General features: G+C 45.5%; 18 protein-coding genes, 1 other RNA gene and 1 riboswitch. Of the genes, 8 read left to right on the top strand and 11 right to left on the bottom strand.

Annotated elements, in window-relative coordinates:
- The first annotated feature begins 22 nt into the window (after positions 1-22).
- Positions 23-286, top strand: an RNA gene (ffs, locus tag NHH16_RS12150) — signal recognition particle sRNA large type.
- A 12-nt stretch (positions 287-298) separates the two neighbouring features.
- Here the strand turns inward: ffs and tadA are convergent.
- The 5 genes from tadA to NHH16_RS12175 are packed head-to-tail and all read right to left on the bottom strand — an operon-like array spanning position 299 to position 5,578.
- On the bottom strand, positions 299-757 hold the full coding sequence (tadA, locus tag NHH16_RS12155; protein WP_262069879.1) for a tRNA adenosine(34) deaminase TadA: 459 nt from the start codon (positions 755-757) through the stop codon (positions 299-301).
- Positions 758-765: 8 nt separating this feature from the next.
- Positions 766-2,166: a deoxyguanosinetriphosphate triphosphohydrolase gene (locus tag NHH16_RS12160; protein WP_262069880.1), complete on the bottom strand. Its 1,401-nt coding sequence runs from the start codon at positions 2,164-2,166 to the stop codon at positions 766-768.
- Positions 2,167-2,196: 30 nt separating this feature from the next.
- Positions 2,197-3,165 carry a helix-turn-helix transcriptional regulator gene (locus NHH16_RS12165; RefSeq protein WP_262069881.1) on the bottom strand — a complete coding sequence of 323 codons (969 nt, stop codon included), beginning with the start codon at positions 3,163-3,165 and terminating at the stop codon, positions 2,197-2,199.
- 38 nt (positions 3,166-3,203) lie between these two features.
- On the bottom strand, positions 3,204-4,955 hold the full coding sequence (locus NHH16_RS12170; protein ID WP_262069882.1) for a glycoside hydrolase family 2 protein: 1,752 nt from the start codon (positions 4,953-4,955) through the stop codon (positions 3,204-3,206).
- Between the two features lie 17 nt (positions 4,956-4,972).
- Complete coding sequence (locus NHH16_RS12175; protein ID WP_262069883.1) at positions 4,973-5,578, bottom strand: 4'-phosphopantetheinyl transferase superfamily protein; 606 nt, start codon at positions 5,576-5,578, stop codon at positions 4,973-4,975.
- 86 nt (positions 5,579-5,664) lie between these two features.
- On the opposite strand from NHH16_RS12175, the gene NHH16_RS12180 reads away from it, so the two are divergent.
- A complete protein-coding gene (locus NHH16_RS12180) occupies positions 5,665-6,294 on the top strand; it encodes an HAD family hydrolase (RefSeq protein WP_262069884.1) in 630 nt (209 codons plus the stop codon).
- A gap of 11 nt (positions 6,295-6,305) precedes the next feature.
- Here NHH16_RS12180 and NHH16_RS12185 read toward each other — a convergent pair whose 3' ends face one another.
- From NHH16_RS12185 to NHH16_RS12205, 5 genes are all read right to left on the bottom strand, one after another.
- Positions 6,306-7,088 carry a ZIP family metal transporter gene (locus NHH16_RS12185; protein ID WP_262069885.1) on the bottom strand — a complete coding sequence of 261 codons (783 nt, stop codon included), beginning with the start codon at positions 7,086-7,088 and terminating at the stop codon, positions 6,306-6,308.
- An 89-nt stretch (positions 7,089-7,177) separates the two neighbouring features.
- Positions 7,178-8,062 (bottom strand): 4-hydroxy-tetrahydrodipicolinate synthase, encoded by an 885-nt coding sequence (gene dapA / locus NHH16_RS12190; RefSeq protein ID WP_262069886.1) that lies wholly within the window; start codon positions 8,060-8,062, stop codon positions 7,178-7,180.
- A 261-nt stretch (positions 8,063-8,323) separates the two neighbouring features.
- Positions 8,324-8,494, bottom strand: a riboswitch (Lysine riboswitch).
- 59 nt (positions 8,495-8,553) lie between these two features.
- Positions 8,554-8,850, bottom strand: a complete 297-nt coding sequence (locus tag NHH16_RS12195; RefSeq protein ID WP_262069887.1) for a HigA family addiction module antitoxin — start codon at positions 8,848-8,850, stop codon at positions 8,554-8,556.
- A 25-nt stretch (positions 8,851-8,875) separates the two neighbouring features.
- Positions 8,876-9,157: a type II toxin-antitoxin system RelE/ParE family toxin gene (locus NHH16_RS12200; protein WP_262069888.1), complete on the bottom strand. Its 282-nt coding sequence runs from the start codon at positions 9,155-9,157 to the stop codon at positions 8,876-8,878.
- A 53-nt stretch (positions 9,158-9,210) separates the two neighbouring features.
- Positions 9,211-9,819 (bottom strand): class I SAM-dependent methyltransferase, encoded by a 609-nt coding sequence (locus tag NHH16_RS12205; RefSeq protein WP_262069889.1) that lies wholly within the window; start codon positions 9,817-9,819, stop codon positions 9,211-9,213.
- A gap of 124 nt (positions 9,820-9,943) precedes the next feature.
- Between NHH16_RS12205 and NHH16_RS12210 the strand changes: the two genes are divergently transcribed.
- The gene (locus NHH16_RS12210) at positions 9,944-11,428 is read left to right on the top strand and encodes a helix-turn-helix domain-containing protein (protein ID WP_262069890.1); all 1,485 of its coding nucleotides are present in this window, start codon (positions 9,944-9,946) and stop codon (positions 11,426-11,428) included.
- Positions 11,429-11,432: 4 nt separating this feature from the next.
- On the opposite strand, the gene NHH16_RS12215 is transcribed toward NHH16_RS12210, so the two are convergent.
- The gene (locus NHH16_RS12215) at positions 11,433-14,003 is read right to left on the bottom strand and encodes a helix-turn-helix transcriptional regulator (RefSeq protein WP_262069891.1); all 2,571 of its coding nucleotides are present in this window, start codon (positions 14,001-14,003) and stop codon (positions 11,433-11,435) included.
- Positions 14,004-14,179: 176 nt separating this feature from the next.
- On the opposite strand from NHH16_RS12215, the gene NHH16_RS12220 reads away from it, so the two are divergent.
- Genes NHH16_RS12220 through NHH16_RS12240 form a run of 5 tightly spaced genes read left to right on the top strand, consistent with a single transcriptional unit; the run spans position 14,180 to position 20,585 of the window.
- A complete protein-coding gene (locus NHH16_RS12220) occupies positions 14,180-17,227 on the top strand; it encodes a SpaA isopeptide-forming pilin-related protein (protein ID WP_262069892.1) in 3,048 nt (1,015 codons plus the stop codon).
- Positions 17,220-18,779 carry a SpaH/EbpB family LPXTG-anchored major pilin gene (locus NHH16_RS12225; protein ID WP_262069893.1) on the top strand — a complete coding sequence of 520 codons (1,560 nt, stop codon included), beginning with the start codon at positions 17,220-17,222 and terminating at the stop codon, positions 18,777-18,779. The genes NHH16_RS12220 and NHH16_RS12225 overlap by 8 nt, the downstream gene beginning before the upstream one ends.
- A 15-nt stretch (positions 18,780-18,794) precedes the next feature.
- A complete protein-coding gene (locus NHH16_RS12230; protein ID WP_262069894.1) occupies positions 18,795-19,637 on the top strand; it encodes a class C sortase in 843 nt (280 codons plus the stop codon).
- Entirely contained in the window at positions 19,634-20,320 is a 687-nt protein-coding gene (locus NHH16_RS12235) for a class C sortase (RefSeq protein ID WP_262069895.1), read from the top strand. The genes NHH16_RS12230 and NHH16_RS12235 overlap by 4 nt, the downstream gene beginning before the upstream one ends.
- 13 nt (positions 20,321-20,333) lie before the next feature.
- Complete coding sequence (locus tag NHH16_RS12240) at positions 20,334-20,585, top strand: hypothetical protein (protein WP_262069896.1); 252 nt, start codon at positions 20,334-20,336, stop codon at positions 20,583-20,585.
- Positions 20,586-20,587: the final 2 nt, after the last annotated feature.

The following is a 20,587-nucleotide window of genomic DNA, read 5'->3' on the forward strand; positions in this document are numbered from 1 at the left end:
AAAAAAATTGTACAATTAATACTCGTGCAGCCGGGGCGTTAGCGGTGCCTTGTACCTGCAATCCGCTATAGCAGGGGTGATGTTACGCAGAGGGCTTGGTTTTGTAAAGCAGCCTTTGGTAAGTGGCGTTTATGACTTTGGTCTCACGCGACGGAAATCTATGAATCGTGTCAGGGTAGGAATACAGCAGCACTAAGTAGAACCTTCCGGGTGCCGTGAGGGTGCCGGGGTCCAGTCAACTGCCAAAGAAACGTTTATGAACTCATTTTCGAAGCGTAACGCACGAAAAAAAGACAACCTATGGTTGTCTTAATTTTTTGAAAAATTTTTTCATCATCTCACTGCACTGCTCTCCGAGAACACCGGTTTCTAATTCCACTTGATGATTAAACCGCTCTTCTTGCAGCAAATTAAAAATCGATCCGGCGCACCCCGCTTTCGGGTTCATCGCGCCCACTACCACCCGTTTCATCCGGGACTGGACAATCGCTCCCGCACACATCTGACAAGGCTCTAAGGTCACATACATGGTACAGTCATCCAGGCGCCAATCACCCACTTTTTTATTGGCTTTTCGAATGGCGCTTATCTCTGCATGGGCAAGGGCGCTTTTATCGGCCATCCGCCGGTTATACCCTCTAGCGATGATCTTATCATCTCTGACAATCACGCAGCCGATCGGCACATCTCCTAGCTTCTGGGCCTTCTCCGCTTGGGCCAGCGCCTTTTCCATATACTTTTCATCTAAGGTCTTCATACGCTCTCCTAAATTGTATCGATGGTAATTCCGTTTAAGTCCTGATACAGCTTCTTCGCGAAGCTATCGGTCATCCCACACACGTAATCCGTCACTAACAAAAGTCGCAAATATAACTTCTCCTCAGAGCTCTTCCCCTGACCATGGTGATGATACGCCCTTTTATAGTTGCTGGAAATAAAGGTAATCATCCGCTTTTCAATAGCATTCATATGGACGCCCGTATCGTATTTGACGGCAGCGGTTACAAAGCGCTCCATTAAAAAATCAATGATTACGGCCTCCGTCGCCTCCATACCGTAAATCGCCTGAGAAGTAAAGACTTCGTCATAGGCAATCCGGCCAAGCTCTGTCATAATCTTCCCGGCAAAAGACCCGGCAAAAAGATCCTCTTTATACGTTCCCGCCATAATCTCGTCGTAGTGCTGGGTAAAGTTCTCCGTAGCTATATTGATCAAATATCCCTGAAGGCGAATAATCCAGTTCTTAATCCCATACTCTTCTGGGTTTCCTAGTTTCTGCCCGGCACATCGCGTATATAGGTCTTTAAGAACACTCCCTGGGCGAAAATCCTGCTCACGTGCGCCCTCTTCTAAGGCTTCCATCTGCTCTAAGATAAACCCATAGCTTAAAAAGCCTTTTACATACGCATCTTCAAGATCAGCCGTGCGATAGGCAATATCATCAGCCGCCTCGAGAATAAAGGTCAGAGGATGACGATTATCAAAAGCTCCTGTACTGCTAGTAATATCTTTAAAAATCTCTTCATCGGCTAAGTAATAGCCTAGCTTTTTCGTCTTAATATCCCCGGAGTGCTCATCAATCGCTAGCGAAGACACCGGATACTTAACAATGGTATTAAGAAGCCCATAGGTCAGATTCATCCCGTACTCGTCAATTAGATAATGAAGCTTCGTTACTAGGCGAAAGGCCTGAGCATTCCCCTCGAAATGGTACAGATCCTCCTGCATCTGCGGTGATAAAAGCTTGGTTAAGGGCACGCCGTCTAGCTCTAACTCACTTAAGTGCTCCGTAAACCACTCTCTAATCGCCGTCTCACCAAAATGGCCAAAGGGCGGGTTACCGATATCATGAATCAGTCCCGCGCACTCTAAAATACTGCAAATATCATCTCGTTGCCGAATGGTAAGGCTCTCACCGATATTTTGTCCTAATGACTTAGCAAAAGAGGCTACCTCTAACGAGTGCGTCAGCCTGGTTCTGACAAAATCACTACGGTCTAGCGGAAAGACCTGAGCCTTGTCTTGTAGACGCCGAAAAGAAGCACTGCCGATAATGCGGTGATAGTCCTTTTCAAACTCACTGCGCAAATCCTTCAGTCCTTCTTTTCCCTTCTTCTTCGCAGAACTACGTCTGCGCTTATCACATAATAACTCTTCCCATTTCAAGAGCATTCATCCTTTCCCTTAAACCTATCCTTAATCTAGATACGTAGGTTCTTTATACTTGTGTCCCAGCAGCACCTTCTGGCGCTCCTGATAGCCTAAGAATGCCCATTCTGTCATCTCCGTCCAGTTGTGAATCTGGCGATCATACACTTGCACATAGCCTACCTTAGTCGGATGCATGCGCACACTGTTGGTCTCGTACTCAAGGCCAGTATACGGATTAATCTCTGGCTCCCCAATGATAACTTCTTCCTCTGGTTCACTCTCCTCTGCCACACGAGCGGGAGTCTCTTCCATCACCTCGGTGCTTTCTTCTTCCTCAGTGATAACCTCTTCCTCAGCCACTTCTTCCTCGGCTACTTCTTCCTCATCGATTGTCAGCTCGTAAGCTGCCTCCACATCCTTTACTTCCTTCTTAGAGAAACGGGAAAGCAGACCGCCAAAGAGCCCCTTCTTTGGTTGCTCCTCTTCAGCTTTCGCTTCATCACTAGCTTCCGCAACTCCATTTAAAGACTCATTCAATAAACTTTCAATCTCCTCAGGGCTCATCTTAAGCTCTGGCTCTACTGCCGGTTCCGGTGTTGGTTCCGGTGTTGGTTCCGGTATTGATTCCGGTACTGGTTCGGCCACCACTTCTTTCTTTTGTTCTTCTTTCCTCTGTTCTTCTTTCTTCGCTTGCACTTTAGCCGCCGCTTCATCTACCGCCGCATTTAGCTTAGCTAACTCCCCAACGGTGATTTCGTCAACTTTTTTATTAACAGGAGCCGCAACTTCCTCTTCTTCTCCTAAAATATCTAAAGCAAATGAACACCCCAAAATATCGGCGATCATTCGCATATCCTTTTCCTGAAAATTATCTCTACCGAGGCGCTGTGTTAAGTTTTGTCTGGACATCGGTTTACCAGTTTTTTCCTCGATAATCTCCGCCAGGCGCTTAATCGTCATTCCTCGTCTTTTCAAAATAATCTTCACTTGTTCTGCAAACGTTAAACTACTCATACTCCAACCTCCTCTTAATTAATGTAAATTGTAACAAATTAGTTTCTCAAGGTCAAACCTTGATTCATCTTCCGCACCGTCTCTTTGTCCATCTTAAGAAGCTTCCGATCATACGTCAAAAGTCCATTTACTTCCTCTTCGATATCCGATAACTGGGTATAAATAGTCGCCGATAATCCTCGCTCTATATTCGGAAAAATCTGGGTCCGGTGGAGCTTCTCATACCCGGCTGAGAGCTTCTTCTCATCGTTAAAAATCCGATATCCATACACCTTCTCACAGTACCTATGCCCCGGAATCGATAGGGAAAAACCGCCATACTCGGAAAGCGCTACTACTCTCTCCGGCTCGGCCTCTATCTTAAGGGGCAAAAAGTAATTGTGATGGCTACGAATATCGCCACACCCCTGATCAAACCACCCACTGGCCGTATCGTAAAGCCGGCTGCCATCAAGAGCCGCTACCCGCTTTGTTACCTTATAGCCTGCGAACTGTCCCCAGCCCTCGTTGAAAATCGACCAAACTACAATACTCGGGTAATTATAGAGCTGATTAATCGTCTCCTTTGCTTCTTTCAAAAACCACAGCTTGCTTAAAGGCTTCCCTCTACCGGTTAGCCACCGAAAATTATCCTTTTTCTTAATCTTAAACCATTCCATCAGCGTCGCCGCGTACGTCACAAACCAAGGCTTAAAGTGGTCACCGCCGCTAACCATATCCTGCCAAACCAGCATTCCTAAGCGGTCGCAGTGATAATAAAACCGCGCTGATTCCACCTTCGCATGCTTCCTGATCATATTAAAGCCTAGGTCCTTCATCTGCTGGATATCGTAAATCAAAGCCGCGTCCGCCATAGGTGTCATCAAGCTCTCCGGCCAGTAACCTTGATCAATGACCCCTTTTTGAAAATAAGGCTCATTGTTTAAGAATAGTCTGGGAATGCCCCTTTCATCTTTGGCTACGCTGATTTTGCGCAGGCCAAAGTAACTGGTAATAACATCCTTGCCCATCTCCACCTTAAACTCATAAAGATAAGGTTCTTCCGGTGACCAGCTGCGCTTCTCCTGAAGCTTGATCACCAGGCGCTCATTGCTCTCCCCAAGGATAAAAGGAACCGCCAGGGCTTCTTCATTGGCAAAGCTTACCTTTAGGCGCTCTCTAACATCGCTCACCACCTCAAGGGACACCGCGCCCTCATCGTAAAGAGGCGTTACCTTCAACTTTTTCACGTAATTTTTGGGCACCGCTTCTAACCAGACGCTCTGCCAGATACCGGACTGAGCCGTATAGAACATGCCCTTTCTCTTAATACTTTGCTTACCGCTAGCAAAGAAGCTATCTTCTCCTAAATCTAATGTCTTAACAATCAGCTCGTTGTCTGCATCCTGCTTTAGCTGATCGGTAATCTCACAGGTAAAAGACCCATAGCCTCCCAGATGGCTGCCCACTAGCTGGTTATTCAGGTAGACCTTTGCTAGCTGATCTACTGCACCAAAATGCAGAAGGTAGCGCTTATTCTCTTCTTCTACATCCAACTTAAGAAACCGGCGATACCACAAAAACTGCCCGGCCTTTGGTGCCCTTTTTGCCTCCGATAGAGACGCTTCCGGCGAAAAAGGTACCAGAATCCGTCCTGAATAGTGCCCTGGCTTCTTATCTGCCTCTGTAATCTCATAATCCCAATAACCATTTAGATTTAAGTAGCTGTCCCGACAAAGCCCTGGTCTAGGGTACTCGGGCAGTACATGCTCCTTATCTAGATTCTTTCCCCAAGTGGTCATTAAGTCCATTTTTGTCTGCCTCTCCTTTACATCAACATTTGCTCTAAGCTATCCTTAATCCGCTCCCCTAGTCCACAGGTGGCACAAAGGGCTTCGTCGCTAACCCTAAACTCTCGAAATTCGTATTCCCCAGCATAAGCTTCTGGCTGAATATTTAAATACGGCTTATTCTTCTCATTGAACAGGATTTCAAAGGTCTGCGTCCCCAGATTGGTTCCAAGACGGGTGGCTTTCATGTAGCTTTCTTTTAGGACCCACAGTCTGAAGAACCGGTAAAGACGTGCTTCCTCGCTTTCTCCAGCAAACACAAAGGCGCACTCCTTTTCCGTAAAATAGCGCTTCGCCAGACTCATAGGCACCGGCCTAATGTGCTCCACATCACAGCCTACTATCGTCTCTGCTTCCTTACCGATAGCGCAAAGGACGTAATTTCCTGAGTGGGATAGGTTAAAATTTCCGCCCGTATTGACTTTTTGATACAAGGCATAAGCCCCTATGCTCTGAGCTTTCTTAAGGGTTGGCTTAATCGCATTCGCTTTGCTTTTCCGAAATTCCGGCATCATCTGATAGTAGGTCTCATAGGTTTCATTATTTAAAAGCACACGAATATCTGCTACGTATGTTTGAATCACCAAACCACCTCTCTCTCTTTGTGATAAGTTTAGCATATTTTCGCTAATTGTGATATCTTAGAAAGAAAAAAGGAGTTTTATGAGAAATGATAGATGGAATTATCTTTGATTTAGATGGCACACTTTGGGATTCGACTGGGGTTTGTGCAAAGGCTTGGAACCACGCCGTAGAAAAAGCCACCGGAAAGAACCCAGGATTTACTGCCGCTACCCTAAAAGCCCAGTTTGGCAAGTTAGTGCCGGTAATTGCTGCTAACCTCTTCCCTGAGGAAAGTACTAAGCGCCAGCTTGAGCTGATGGACCTCTGTGTGGAAGAAGAGCACCGCCAATTAAGGCTTACTCCTGGCACCTTATACCCTGAGCTTGAAGACACCTTAAAGACTCTACAGGAAAAGTATCCCCTTTTTATCGTCAGTAACTCCCAAGCAGGCTACATTGAGCTTTTTTTAGAGGACTTCGACTTTCATCACTACTTTAAAGATCACCTCTGCGCCGGTGATACCAACCTACCAAAGAATGAAAACATCACCATTATAAAAGAAAAGCACCATCTCGAAGCTTGTGTCTACGTTGGTGACACAAACGGCGATCATGATGCTTCGCTCAAGTCAGGTACCCCTTTCATTCACGCCGCCTACGGCTTTGAAGAAGTAGCAAACCCAGACGGGGTAATCAAGTCCTTTTCCGACCTCCTGACAGTCGTTGAAAAATTTTAACTCTTTTAGTTTTAGCCTAAAGCGATATCGAGAATCATCATAATGGCAAAGCCCACGGCAAAACCGATGGTTCCGATATTGCTGTGCTCTCCGAGACTGGCTTCCGGAATCAGCTCCTCTACCACCACGTACAGCATAGCCCCGGCGGCAAAAGCCAAAAGATACGGTAAAATCGGGGTGATTATACTCGTTAAAAGAATGGTAATCACTGCCGCTACCGGCTCTACTGCACCTGAACCAGCGCCGTAGAGAAAGGCCTTCCCCTTGCTCATCTTATTATCACTTCTAAGTGGCATCGAAATAATCGCCCCCTCAGGAAAGTTCTGAATCGCAATTCCAATACTAAGGGCTAGCGCCCCAGCCATGGACATCTGAGAATGCCCGTAAATCGCCGCTGCGTACACCACTCCAATTGCCATTCCCTCAGGAATATTATGAAGGGTCACCGCTAGTACTAGCATGGTGTTCTTATTCAGCCTCTTCTTGGGCTGATGCCCTTCTGGCACCGTCGCCCCGTTATGCAAATGAGGAATCACCTCATCTAAAAGTAGCAAAAATGCAAAGCCTAAGAGCAGTCCTACCGCCGCCGGTACAAAGGCAAACTTACCCATGTCCTCTGACATATCCATCGCCGGAATCAGCAGCGACCATACCGAAGCTGCTACCATGACTCCAGAGGCAAAGCCCAGTAGAGCTTTCTGTACCCGGGGATTAATCTGATCCTTTAGGAAAAACACTAGGGCAGCGCCTAAAGTCGTCCCCAGAAACGGAATTAACAAACCTATACCTACCATTTTCGTCCTCCTTGATGTTAGAATTCTCCTTAGTAGTATACCATAAAAAACAGGCGCAGCCACCTAGGTAGCTACGCCCAAATTCTTTTTTATAACAGACCCATATCGGCCATAACCGCCTTTAGTCTTTCTTGATTCTGTGGCTCCATCTCCGTTAGTGGTAGACGCGGTGGTCCTGCCTGGAAGCCTTGTAAGTTAAGCCCCGCTTTTACCGGAATCGGATTCACTTCACAGAAGAGAGCGCCGCATAGCGGAATACAGTCAAGCTGTAATTTCGTCGCCTTCGCCACATCGCCTGCTAAGTAGCTAGCTACCATGTCGTGCATAAATGTAGGAGCGATATTAGAAACTACAGAGATAACCCCTGAGCCGCCAAGGGATAAGAGGGGTACAACGATATCGTCATTACCAGAATACAGATCGATCTTTCCCTCTGTCAAATGCATCAGCTCAGCCGCCTGCCCAACATTTCCTGACGCTTCTTTCATGCCCACGATATTATCAATATCGTTAAAGAGACGTGCTGTCGTCGCCGGTAACATATTACATCCGGTTCTTCCCGGTACATTATAGAGAATAATAGGAATGCTAACTGCCTCCGCAATCACTCGGAAATGCTCATACAAACCATTCTGGGTGGCCTTATTGTAATAAGGGGTAACCACCAAAAGACCGTCGGAGCCAACTCGCTCAGCCTCTTTTGATAGGTAAATCGCCTCGCTAGTGGAGTTAGAACCAGTACCAGCAATAACTGGCACCCTTCCCGCTACCTTCTCCACACAATAGCGAATCGTCTCGATATGTTCCTCGTGACTCATCGTTGAGGACTCTCCTGTGGTTCCGCAGATAATGATAGAATCCGTCTTTCCCGCGATTTGATCCTCAATCAACTCCCCAAGTTTCTCAAAATTGATACTTCTGTCTTCGTTCATAGGTGTAACAATAGCTACTCCGGCACCTTTAAAAATCGCCATAATATGACCTCCTTCTTGAAATAGATAGCATCCCTAGCGTACACGCTTGCGTGGCTCGTTGCTAACGCGAAGTGATTTTTCATTGGCTAGAAAGTCCTTTAGACTTTTCTAGCCAATACCGAAGGCGTTGCGCTTTACGCGACCGCCTCGGTTCGCGAGCAGTCGCCACATAAGCGTACACGCTTGCGTGGCTCGTTGCTAACGCGAAAAAAAGCAGATACATGATACACGTGTCCTGCTTTCAAATATACTTTACCAATATATTATGATAGCACTCCACCTTGCGATGACAGTCGCAGCATTCTTCACGCTGCGCCCAGGACAACTATGCCAGGTCATAATCTCCTTCGGCACCCTTCCCTTTCAAAAAGCTTCATCTGTCCCCGGACATCCACATTTCTACTGATTAAAGGTGCAACCTCTATCTAAATTTCTATTCTGATTTATTTTCTCTATGTTAACACGCAAACTGGCCTTAGTCAAATGCTTAATTATACAACTTGACATACCTTTATCTCAGAAAGTTCTTTCTTCATGCTCACTTTTAAATTTCTTAAATCAATATCATTTTGCATATCCAAGAAATATTTATCTGAAACCTGGAAAAACTTTGCAAGACGCAAAGATGTGTCTACCGTTACCTTTCTGCGGTTATGTAATATGTCTTGAATTCTTGATACCGGCACATGTATCTCTTGGGCCAAGCGATATGCCGAAATATTTAATGGGCTCATAAATTCCTCCTGCAGAATCTCCCCCATTGTTGTAGTAATAATAAAATCAACCATGAGAATCCTCCTCTCCATATGAATGCTAATGGTAATCTACAATCTCAACATTAAAAAAATCTTTTTTTTCTATGTTGAAACACACTCGGTACTGATCATTTATTCTTATACTGTATTGACCAGACCGATTACCTTGTAGCAGCTCTAATCGATTTGCTGGTGGAACACGCAAGTCCTCTAAACCCTCTGCATTATCAATCATAATCAACTTGCGCAGCGCTATACGTTGAATTGATTGAGGAAGTTTCTTGGAGAACACTTGGTTATATATTTTTTCCGTTTCTTTATCAGCAAAGCTTTTTATCATAATTACATTATACCCGCTTTACGTGCACACGTCAATAGGTTGTATGTAAACGCCTATTTTTTTCCTTTCATAATAAACATCGACGCATCCATATTCATAAAAAGCTTCTCGCCCTGATAAAAGGTTCTACTCACCACCTCCGTAAAGCCGACTTGTTCTAGCATTTGCTTAAGCGCCTCTTGTTCAAAACCATTATGGACATTCTCGGCAGTAATAGCCGGCTGCTTATCAAAGTCAATAATGATTAGGTGCCCGCCAGGATTCAATAGCTGAAATAGCTTCTCAAGAATCCCTGTCGTATCTGATATATGGAGCAAGGTCTGGACGATAAAGATGTAATCCCCTCTAATCTCACTTGCTTCTTCCCGCTCAAGATCGAGACAGATTGCTTGTCCTCTTTCTGTCTGTAATTGACGTAGCTTCTCCTTCGTCACTTCAATCATCTGTTCCGAAGAATCGAGAAAGAGAACACTACGGAAATCCTCAAGGAATTCCATGCCGATAAGCCCCGTTCCGCACCCAAAATCAAGCGCTACCTTGCCCCTTGTGTCCGCTCCCACAATAACGCGGCGGACTTCCTCGGCGCAGAGTTTGCCTATTTCTATTCGCTGTTCGTTATCATACGCCCTCGCAATGCGATCAAATATCTCTGTATTCCCCATAGTTCCTGCCTTTCGCAAATCTTAATTCTTCTACAAAATATTGCTTTTTTCCCTTAATCTCGATACAATGACCTATAATATGCTATGATAACACAGATACAGATATAATAGGAGTAGATAAAACATGAGTAGCACAGATCCTTCCAGGCTTGCAAGCGCCATGACTGCCCTCGGCCTTTCCGCAGTTGCTCTTGCCGAAGAATCCGGCCTTTCCAATTCTCTAATCTCCCGCTGGCAAAAAGGAGCAAGACCCATTCCCACGAAAGGGCACACTCTCCAAGACTTAGCGGCCGCTCTCTCTTCCTTAGACAAAGAGGGGAAGCTTGACGACCTCTTAACTGCTTACAATGATGGCAGTTCCAAGGAACAAATGATTGAGCGATATCTTCTAGGTACCGAAATGCCCGGTCTTTCCCTGCAGATGGCGCCACCGACAATTCAGCGCAGCGGTGAATACGTAGCTCAGCAACGCGTGTTACTCGGAGTAGAAGGCTTCCGCAAGGCCGCGCTTCTCATGCTAGACTATCTCGCCCAATTACCCCCAGGACAAAGCCTAACGATTTGTGCCCATCATAACTTTGAGCTCTGGCACGGCAATCTCGCCTTTGCCCTACGCTTCCTCAAAAGACTACCTAAGGTTCTCCAGAAAAAAGCCCAGATTACTTTAATCACTCACAATGCCGAAGGCTTTGATGGCAGTCCTTATTTTTCTGTCTACTGGCTCGTCCTCCAGCTAAAAGGGCTAATTCGCATTCGTTACTATGACAGCGACGCACCCGCCGTGGATTTCGTCGCTAGTATAAAAGGCTTTTGGAGCGGTCGCTTAGAACACGATGACACCGCCGCTGATGGTCTCATCACCACCCTCTACACCGATCCTCGCAACATCCGCCCAGACGAAGCCCATTGCGCTGATTTTAGCGAACGCAGCGCCGCGATAGGGCAATTTGGGTTTTTAAAGGATGCTTCAGATAAAAACTGGTTAACTCCCCCCTTAATAACTGAATTTTCGGTAATTCAAAGGGTTCCTTCCCTTGGCCTTTTAACGGCGGCAGAAGGTACAACCCTCTTAGAAGGTATCCATACCAAACTACCAGCTTACCTCTTTAGTGACCCCCAGGATTACCTTAACGGCGAATATACAATTATCCTTTGCCGAGAAGATGTCCAAGCAGGCCTGGCTAAGCCTTACCGAATCAACGAGCCTTTGAGTGCGCTCGCCGGTCAGGACGTACCGATTCCTCGGGAACTTTTGGCGTCTCAATTAGAACGGATTCTAAGCGCTATCGATCAAAATCCCGCTTTTCAGGTGGCCTTAATGCCTAAGAGCGCTTTCGAAAAACTTAACCTAGAGTTCATCTGCTGGCAACCACGCCTAGCGCTCGGCTGGCTACCAGACCTAAGTGAAAGTCTCTTAACCGACGACGCGGCAACCTGCGTCGGCTTTACCAATGCCATCACTCACGTCTGGGGACGCTTACATAAAGGATGGACAAGCAAAAGAAAAGTTAAAAACACGCTCCGCAAATGGCTTTCCGGTACAGGACTAGACGAACATATTCCCGATAGCGCTACCGTACGCAACTGGGAAGTCCTGCCGAAAGAATAACCCTTTAAATGATCTGCCTGCTATGGGCAATAGATACGGCATCCGCACTATTTTTTGCCCCTAGCTTGGCATAGATGTTACTTAAAAACTTCTGTACTCCGCTAATCGATACTCCTAGGTTAAACGCAATATCTGAGCGTGACAGCCCCCCTGCCAGCAACTTCAGAACCTGCATTTCCCTTGGCGTAAGTTTTGTCGCTGACTGGGTGTAACCTTTTTTAACGTTTCCATATTCTGCCCGAATCAATCGTAAATTCTTACTATGCAAGTTGCACAGCCTCTCCAATTCACCCAACCACTGATAGTCAATTTCCTCTAGTTGTTTTTCCTTAACAAGGTTAAGAAGGGGCGTTAAGTAGCCTCCATAACGCATCAAAGGATAGAACAAGTTTTCCCGGCGCACTAATTGATACGCTTTCACGAAAGCGGCACTCGCCTTTTCCGGCTCCTCTTGCTGGAGATAATCAAGCCCATGCAAGAGATGACGGTCTACGTTAAGCGTCCAAATACTGCGCTGAGACAGGAGTTCATCAATCTCATCCACTAGCGCCGAGAATAGCGAATAGTTTTCTTCTTGATAAGCACACATGGCACACACCAGAATATTCTTGCCGACAAACGACCGCTTTTCATTATAATAGCGGTGTAGATCTGCCTCCCGAATCCACTGAGCAATGCCATCTCTTTCATTAATATAGAAGGAATAACTGGCCGCTAATACATCTCTTAAATCCCGGAATTTCTCCGTATCATTCTCTTCACAGTAGGCATCCAAGCTCTGCAAATACTTGCGAATCCCTTTATTCTCACCCCTGCCAAAAGCAGCATTGATAAGGACATTATAAGCATTGATAACAATGTCGTGTTGATGCGATAAGGTGGCCTTAAAAATGGCTTGATTCGCTCGGAATTCGGCTTTTTCATAATTGCAAAGGCCAAGGTATCGCTGCGCATCGAAAAGATAATCAAAGCCCGATAAGCACCCATTGCTTACCTGAGAGAAAAGCTCAATAAACTGATAGAAATACGCCGCCATCTCCTCGGCATTCTTGCTCCCATCCGCTGGCAAAAAGAAAATTTCATTTTCATTTACCAAGTAGCTCTGCTGGTTAGTCAAAATACTCCCTCCAGGCAAGCTTTTTACCGCCTTCTCAAGCAAAGACAAATCAAATATCTCTTCTTGCCGCAAACTCATAATTGCCTGCAAGAGATAACACTCCCCTAGAATCCTTTGATTCTCTTCCTGGTTCTCCTCGAGTTCTGCCACTAGCTCGGCGATAAGAGTTACCGCTTGCTCGACCCGGTTATATTTAAAATACTCCTGCCCCGTAAAAAAGCGAATCCAAGGATTTGTCTTCGTCAAATCCTCTCCCAAAGACTGCAAATACTTAAGAATCCTCTGAGTATAAGGAATCCCCAAATTATAGGGAGATAGCATGGTCAGACACCGAGTAATCCCGTCATAGTGATTGGCTTTAATATAAAGCTCAATGACCATACGCATATCTGTATAGTCAAAAAGATAATCGCCTAGGATATCCATCGTCTCTGACTGTTTCTTCTCATCTAAAAGCAAAAACTTTGAGCTCAAAAAATGATGGTAAGGCTTGACGAAGCGAAAGCTTTGATCTCTCACCGAAACCTCGATAAAAGGGTTCGTTGCTAACTGCCGCGTAATCTCACTGGTCTTCTCGCTCCCATGATTGCTTAAAAGCTTTAGAATAATCTCCAAGTTAAAGGCCTTAAATCCAGAAAGCTTTATTAGTAGCGTCTGGATAGCCGGCTCGTAATTGCCATAATAATTCGCTGACATCATGTTAAAAGTATTCTGGAAGATAACCTCTCGCTCGTCTTCGCCTAATGCAGCATAGGCATGAACCACGAGAGGCCACCCTTCCATCGTCTCCATCACGTCTTGCAAGTCCTCACTAGCTAGCTCCTTCCCATAGATGCGGAATAAGTGCTGGACCTCCTCTTCTGTAAAGGCCAAATCCACAGTATTAAGGCTTCTGTACTTATGGGTGCTCTCATAAAGCAAATGAAGCGGCTGCACCGAGATGTTCATAATCCCCTCATTAGAAATCATAATGACATGTACCGATAGAGAATGATACACCTGATTCAGAGATTGCATCAAGTTCAGAAAATCTAACACCTGCTGGTTCTTTATAAGCTCAAAATTGTCAAACACCATAACTACTCGGTGCTCCTTACCTAAAAACTCTTCTTGGCTTTCAAGCTCCTGCAGAAATTCCGACATCGCCGCCGCGCTCTCGGGGAATTCCTGCCTCTCCATCACCTCTGCCATCACCGTAAATTCTTTCCTAGCGGCTCTAGCGAGACTTCGCCAAAAGTGGGAAGTCTCGTTATCTAAGTCCGAGAAATTGTGCCACACCAGCGTCACGCTAAGCTTTTGCACATACGCGGAAACTAAAGTCGTCTTCCCATATCCCGGTGGCGCCGATACAGTGGTTACCGTATTCTCTAACGACCGTGCTAGGATCTCCTGCAGCCGTGGTCGCTTTATGTAGCCTCGTGGCAAAGGTAGCCCCGGTAAATAATTTCTTTTTTGCATATTCACCCTCCAAATCTAACATTACAGTATTATAATCCATTTTTCCCAAAAGTACAGTACTCAATCGAACAGTATTTAAAACCTAATTACTACTCTAAAGAGCAGTATTAAGATTATCCGACAATTCTATAATCAAAAGCAAGTACAATGCTAAGCAAATACTGAGGAGGTGAATCATGAAAACTAAAAATCAGTTACTTCGATTTTTATTGTGCATTGGACTTATTTGTATTCTTTTTACCGTTCATATTTCTTCTGCTTTGGCAACGTCGCCTAATGATATACACGACTTGCCTTTTTCATTTACTAGCTTGCTTCAGCAAAAGGAGGCACATACAGGTACGCCTTTTAGCGCTGAAACCTTAGAAGAAATACCTTCGCTAGCAGAGCACGAGGCCCTTAAAGACCAGTTATTAGAATGGAATGCCGAAGCTCTCGTCTACGAAGCCAGAGCCTTAGATGATAATCAAGGCAATATCTGGGTAACGTATCATCACCAAAGCGCGCAGTGGTATCTAACAGGAGTTAATTCTGGAACTACCGATTTTGAATACGTGCTAAGAGATGAATTTGGGGAACGTATCGTACTGAACTGGATAAAAACCATGGATACATTACTGGAAGAAAGCCTTGTAGATGATGGAGTCGACAAGCTTTCGCTAAAAAAAGATAGTATATTTCAGGCCCAAATTGGTGAGTTAAAGATCGACAACTACCAACAGACGCCAGAAAACCCTAGTGAAACCGAAAATGAGACTACATCAGGTAATGAAAAGGACACATCAGGCAGCAATCCAGAAGAGAATACAGAAAATCCAAGCAACGATGTGCCTATTGAGAGGGAAGAAATTGAAACAGATACAGATACAACAGGAGTCGCTTCGCTTAATTCAGGAAGAAGCAATCGGAGCTTTGGCATTGCCAGTACCGGCCCTGCTTCATTAACTGGATATAAGAAAGCCGAACGTGTAAGTGGGGAAAACGACACGTTCAAAGTCACCTTAGACGTTACCGGAACACCCAAAATCACTTCTACTCAGGAGCGGGTACCGGTAGACGTAGTCCTCGCCCTTGACCTAAGCGGTTCCATGGGCTCTGGACTTTTTAGTAACTGGGATTATCTAGCAAAATCATCTAAGTCGATCATCCAAATGCTACTAGATTCCTCTAATCCAGAAGATGCAGACCTAGACATTAGGGTGGGTATGGTAGGCTATGCCAGCTTTACCGACGTCCGTGGCACTATCGCCCATAAGCCCCTTCACGGCTTGACGAGAGATCACAAAGATCTAACCTCGCTCTTCAACCTAACCTATAATGGGATGCTAACCCATCCCGGAAGTTTAAGAAGTAGCGATATCGGCGGGATTCAATTAGGAACTGGAACCAACTCCCAGGGTGGCTTTATGGCCGCTCAGGAGATGCTCGATCAGCGAAGCGCTACCGACAAAGATAAGCGGAAAGCGATTATTATCTTCTTATCCGACGGCATGACCGAGCGCCATTATTCTAGCACTCCTAGCAGCGGTGGGTATTATAACGAAGTGGTCAGTTCTGATATTTCGCAAGCGCTAGCTGTCGCAAATCAGAACAAAAGCGTCGGCAGTACCATTTACACCGTTGGCTTTTACGAATCCAAGTATAACGCCCTACCAAGCGAAGCTGTCGCTTTACTTTCGGCAGCAGCCTCAGATAGTTCAAAGTTTAGTGCGGTTCCAAGAGACAATCTGCAAGAGAAGCTAGGCGATATCGGGCAAGAGATCAAGGAGACCCGGTGGGTTACCGATCACAGCCACGTCGCGATTACCGACCCTATGAGCGAATACGTCACCCTACTAGAAAATGGGTATGGCGGTGAACGCATCCATATGGAAGTTACGAAGAACCATGGTCTATCCTGGGATTCACTACCTACTACTGACTGGAATATGTATATTTATCCCAATCCCCAGGCGCTTCACGTCACCATTAGTAATTATACTTCTGACTACCAGTACCGCCTTGTGTATCACGTAAAATTAAAGTCTGAGCATTACGGTAAGGCTATTCATCAAGACCAAACAAGCGGTAGATATCCAGCACCCGGCAAATCCGGGGTTATTGCCAATGGTTACACTTATTTATCTTCAGACCTAGTAACCCAGCAAGAAGTCATGGTACCAACTGTCTATACACCGCTCACCGAAGTAACGAAGATGACTACGAAGAAGGTGGCCTTTGACCTTCAGCGGGAAGATCTTGACCCGTCCCTAGGATTCTGGGGAATCTCGTTAACCTTTAACGACGATCACGACGATCAGAAGCTACCCATTACGGATGTCATCCTTTACGACCCCATGAGCGACTACGTAGAATACGTACCGGGCTCCAGTGCCTCTGGCGACTTTCCCGAGCTTGTAGGTATGCGCGCGAAAAAGGGCACCGCTAGTTGGGAGCTAACCTATGCACAGCCCATCTATGAAATGAATTCTAGAACTATCAGCTGGGCACTAGGAAATACGTATGACGATGACTATGTGTATCTTATGAAGTACACGGTAATGGTAAAAGAAGAGTACTTAGACGTCCGCATACACAAGGACCAGACAAACGGCAACTACCCTGAGTGGGGTACCGACGGCGTAATTACTAACGCCCGTACCTATTTATCCTACGAGCAGAACAGCACTCGGAAAGAGCAAGATATCTTAGTGCCAGCCGTTGTCAGAATTACCTACGAGGATTTGATGTTCACAAAGTTCTATACCGATCATCAGGGCGACGAACAGCCTCTCCAAGGTGCTAAGTTCGAGCTTAGACGCTGTCTCAATCCTTACCAGCATGTCCATACCGACACCAGCAACTGCTGGAGCGAGGCCACCGAAAAGGTATCCTTACAAGACGGTCTCGTGGTCTTTCCCACGTTGCGGACTGGCCAATACTTACTGAAAGAAACCGAAGCCCCCTTCGGCTTCCAGCGACCTAACGGCTACTGGATTGTCACTATCTACGGGATGAACGACTTTTCTTTCAAAGGTTATGCCACAAATGGTAGCATGCCACCAGCGATCAAAGTCGATAGCAACGGCAAATTCCGAATCCCTAACTTTTACCTTTACGGCCTGCCACTAAGCGGCCAAAAAGGGATTCTCATCTTCTTAGTTACCGGCTTTATTATTACCATCAGCGGTATTCTCGCATATCGCTTTAAAAAAAATAAAATTAGGAGGAATACATATGAATAAGAAATTATTTACCAAATCATTCAAGAAACTATCGGCATTATTACTGGCTTTATCTGTACTTGTCGGCACCGTCCTAAGCGTTAGCGCTGCCACAGATGACGTACCCGATGCTTCCATTAAGGGAAGCATTACTGTTCACAAGTACGGCACCGATCACCAACCGACCACACCGGCTAACGGCCTCGAGATTACCGATAACGCGGTGCTCAGTAAGTTCGGAACGCCTCTTCAAGGTGTCGGCTTTACCCTTTTTATAATTGATGAAAACTATCCTATTACCCATACCACTACCGCAGCGGATGCCCTAGCTAACTCTACTCTGGCAAAAGCTGAAGAATTTACCAACGCTCAAGGAGTAATTACTTGGGATGAACTAGATGCCGTTAGATACTACGTCCTCGTAGAGACCGCACCGCCAACTGGTGAATATGAAATCATGGAACCCACCATTATTTCTGTACCTTATGGCTATAACCACGCTGGCGCAAATAGCAAGTGGAATTACGACGTTCACGTCTATCCTAAAAACATCAATAGTGAAAAAGTAACCAAGACTGGTCCTACTAATCCCGACGGCTACAAAGTTGGCGATGAAGTCATCTGGACAATCAATGGTCGTGTACCTGTTAAACTTCGCTTAGGCGAGCCTGGTGCCTACACCTATGGTCACCTACGCTTTGTCGATATCTTAGACGAACGCCTTACTTATAATGAAACCAACACCGTAGTATCCATGATTACAGCTGGTGGAACAAAAACCGCTTTAACACCGACCACCGATTATACAATTACCGAAGACTCCTCAACTAACAAGATTACCATCGACTTCACAAGGGATGGTATGGACAACTTAGTGGATAACAACGCTGGTCGTGTAGAAATCAAACTTGCTACTAATGTAAACAGCAAAGCAACAAAACCAAGCGCAGGCGATGATGATCTAACCATTATCAATGATGTAGATATAGAATTTAAAAATGCTGACGATAGCGAAGGCTCTTCAGCAAAACCAGAAGATAAGCCAGACGTTAAGCTTAGCTACATCGAAATTGAAAAAGTAGACTTTAAAGATCCAACTATCTTCCTTGATGGCGCTCAGTTTAAGTTAGCAACTTCCGCTGCTAAAGCTACCGCTGGTGACTTTATTAAAGATGCCGCTGGAAACGATATCGTCGTTACTACCGGCGCCGGAACTGGCAAAGACAGTACTGTTTATGCCCATGGATATGCCGCTATCTCTGGACTACCAAGAAGTGGCGACAGCGAGGTTAGCTACTACCTCTGCGAGGTAAAAGCACCGAATGCACCTGCTGGCAAAGACTGGGAGTACGTAATGAGACCAGATGCCATTAAAGTTACCATTCCTGCTAACAATAATGGTACCAAAGTAACGGTAGAGAACACCCGCTTAGGCGATGATGGCCCGGGACCAATCTTCGGTCTACCACTTACTGGTGGCATCGGTTCGGTAATCTTCGTCTTAGGAGGTATCTTACTTGTTCTTATCGGCATCATTGCCCTACGTAAGACCCGTAAAAGTGAAATGAAATAAAAAAAGGATGATACTATGCCAAAGGTTGCAAAATCAAAAATTGTAATTGTTTTTATCATTATTCTAGGACTCTGTATAATGGCGTATCCCTTTGTCGCCTCCTGGTATAACAATCGACATTTTGTATCCGTTGGCAACACGTATACTAGTAAAGTCACTGGCCTAAATGAGGAAATGATTGAAAGCGAATGGCACAAGGCCACCGACTACAACAACAGTCTCCGCGGCGACCCGGTCAAAGACCCTTTTATCCCAGGGAGTGGCCGGGCTCTCCCGGATAACTATTTAGAAGTCCTAAACATCGATGGTGTTATGGGGAAGATTCAGATTCCCACTATCAATGTGGACCTCCCTCTCTATCACGGAACTAGTGATGAAGTATTAAAGAAAGGGGTCGGGCATATCGAAGGCACCACGTTTCCTATTGGCGATGACGGCCACGCCCTTCTAACTGGGCATACCGGTCTGCCTTCTGCCAAGATGTTTGACGACTTAATCAAGCTAGAACCAGGCGATGAATTCTTTATTACCATTCTCGATCAGACCTTTGTGTATCAGGTGGACGATATCAAAACCATCCTGCCGGAAGAATTCTCCGCATACGATATAAACGGTGGCTACTTCGTAACCTTAGTTACCTGTACGCCTTATGGCATCAATTCCCACCGTCTGTTAGTAAGGGGTAAGTTCTCACGGATCGCAGTCGAGGAAGAAGTAAAAGCCCAAGAAAAAGAGGAGCCAATAACCCTCTGGCTGATTATCGCCATTTCGGTTGCTTTGCTCCTACTACTAATCATCATTATCAAGGTAACCCGCCGGAAACGTCACCTAAAAAGATTGGGTGGTGAAGACGAATGAGAAAAGGAAAACTTATCATCAGAATAATCGGTATCCTTGCCCTTTCACTTGGCCTATTATTCTTATTACTACCTACTTTTTTTCAGCAGCGCTTCGTACAAACCACGAGAAAACTCGAACAAAACTTTACCGAAAAAGAAGAAAGCGTCCAATCAGACGCTTTGTACGAATTCCTAAAAGCCGAAAACGAACGGCTATACGCTGAGAAGCAAAAGGATTTGAAAGACCCTTTCTCCTACGAGATACCCGGCATCAATTTGAGCGCCTTTGGAATCACCGATAACTTAATTGGCTTTCTAACGATTCCGCGAATAGAAGAGACCTTGCCTCTGTACCTAGGGGCCAACGAACAAAACATGACAAAGGGCGCCGTTCACTTAACGCAGACATCCTATCCCATTGGCGGCAACAATACCAACGTAGTCATCGCTGCCCATCGGGGATATTACCAGGCGAATATGTTTCGCCACATAGATAAATTAGAAATTGGGGATAATGTGTATATCAAAAACTTTCGCGAAACCCTTACCTATCAAGTAGTGGAAACCAAGATTATCAACCCTGACGCCATCAACGAAGTACTAATCAGGGAGCAAAGGGATATGATAACTCTACTGAGTTGCCACCCGTATATGTATAATTACAAGCGTTATGTGGTCTATTGCGAAAGGGTAAATAATTGAGAGGGGGAAAGTTATGAACTACAAAATACAACAAACACTAGAGAACTACCTTAAAGAAGAGCCCTTCTACGAAGTAAGTAGCTTTCTGGGAAAGATGCTCCTTACGGATTTTCCAGAGGATTTTTTTCTAAAAGGCCGCTTTTTCTTTAAGTACTTTAGACCCGCTTCTGGTAAGCAAGTCTATATCGCCATGGACTCTCGCTCTAAGGAGACCAAGGCGTTTCACCTGAAAGAGACTGCTCTTAAATGGTGCAGGGAAGGATAATG

This window comes from Ohessyouella blattaphilus, assembly GCF_024721265.1.
Classification (GTDB): domain Bacteria; phylum Bacillota; class Clostridia; order Lachnospirales; family Lachnospiraceae; genus Aequitasia; species Aequitasia blattaphilus_A.

What these genes read in the sequence shown, in the direction of transcription:
- NHH16_RS12240 (WP_262069896.1), top strand. Translation starts at nt 20,334, where the DNA reads ATGAACTACAAAATACAACAAACACTAGAGAACTACCTTAAAGAAGAG.
- NHH16_RS12180 (WP_262069884.1), top strand. Translation starts at nt 5,665, where the DNA reads ATGATAGATGGAATTATCTTTGATTTAGATGGCACACTTTGGGATTCG.
- NHH16_RS12210 (WP_262069890.1), top strand. Translation starts at nt 9,944, where the DNA reads ATGAGTAGCACAGATCCTTCCAGGCTTGCAAGCGCCATGACTGCCCTC.
- NHH16_RS12165 (WP_262069881.1), bottom strand. Translation starts at nt 3,165, where the DNA reads ATGAGTAGTTTAACGTTTGCAGAACAAGTGAAGATTATTTTGAAAAGA.
- NHH16_RS12205 (WP_262069889.1), bottom strand. Translation starts at nt 9,819, where the DNA reads ATGGGGAATACAGAGATATTTGATCGCATTGCGAGGGCGTATGATAAC.
- tadA (WP_262069879.1), bottom strand. Translation starts at nt 757, where the DNA reads ATGAAGACCTTAGATGAAAAGTATATGGAAAAGGCGCTGGCCCAAGCG.
- NHH16_RS12185 (WP_262069885.1), bottom strand. Translation starts at nt 7,088, where the DNA reads ATGGTAGGTATAGGTTTGTTAATTCCGTTTCTGGGGACGACTTTAGGC.
- NHH16_RS12215 (WP_262069891.1), bottom strand. Translation starts at nt 14,003, where the DNA reads ATGCAAAAAAGAAATTATTTACCGGGGCTACCTTTGCCACGAGGCTAC.
- NHH16_RS12225 (WP_262069893.1), top strand. Translation starts at nt 17,220, where the DNA reads ATGAATAAGAAATTATTTACCAAATCATTCAAGAAACTATCGGCATTA.
- NHH16_RS12220 (WP_262069892.1), top strand. Translation starts at nt 14,180, where the DNA reads ATGAAAACTAAAAATCAGTTACTTCGATTTTTATTGTGCATTGGACTT.
- NHH16_RS12170 (WP_262069882.1), bottom strand. Translation starts at nt 4,955, where the DNA reads ATGGACTTAATGACCACTTGGGGAAAGAATCTAGATAAGGAGCATGTA.
- NHH16_RS12195 (WP_262069887.1), bottom strand. Translation starts at nt 8,850, where the DNA reads ATGGTTGATTTTATTATTACTACAACAATGGGGGAGATTCTGCAGGAG.
- NHH16_RS12235 (WP_262069895.1), top strand. Translation starts at nt 19,634, where the DNA reads ATGAGAAAAGGAAAACTTATCATCAGAATAATCGGTATCCTTGCCCTT.
- NHH16_RS12200 (WP_262069888.1), bottom strand. Translation starts at nt 9,157, where the DNA reads ATGATAAAAAGCTTTGCTGATAAAGAAACGGAAAAAATATATAACCAA.
- NHH16_RS12230 (WP_262069894.1), top strand. Translation starts at nt 18,795, where the DNA reads ATGCCAAAGGTTGCAAAATCAAAAATTGTAATTGTTTTTATCATTATT.
- dapA (WP_262069886.1), bottom strand. Translation starts at nt 8,062, where the DNA reads ATGGCGATTTTTAAAGGTGCCGGAGTAGCTATTGTTACACCTATGAAC.